Origin of the sequence: Citrobacter sp. Cpo071 (assembly GCF_030332765.1) — a bacterium.
Classification (GTDB): domain Bacteria; phylum Pseudomonadota; class Gammaproteobacteria; order Enterobacterales; family Enterobacteriaceae; genus Citrobacter; species Citrobacter portucalensis.
Window position 1 is genome coordinate 1 of record NZ_JAOWHE010000040.1, and the last position, 219, is coordinate 219.

Sequence of the window (219 nt, forward strand, 5' to 3'; positions counted from 1 at the left end):
ATAATGCGACTCCACACAGCGGGGGTGATTAGCTCAGCTGGGAGAGCACCTCCCTTACAAGGAGGGGGTCGGCGGTTCGAACCCGTCATCACCCACCAACTACTTTATGTAGTCTCCGCCGTGTAGAGTAAGAAATTGAGAAGTGGGTGATTAGCTCAGCTGGGAGAGCACCTCCCTTACAAGGAGGGGGTCGGCGGTTCGATCCCGTCATCACCCACC

2 tRNA genes are annotated in these 219 nt (G+C 56.6%); both read left to right on the top strand.

Annotated features, from left to right (window positions below):
- Positions 1–22: 22 nt before the first annotated feature.
- Positions 23–98, top strand: a tRNA-Val gene (locus tag OGY09_RS01030).
- A 46-nt stretch (positions 99–144) separates the two neighbouring features.
- A tRNA-Val gene (locus OGY09_RS01035) sits at positions 145–217 on the top strand.
- Positions 218–219 lie beyond the last annotated feature (2 nt).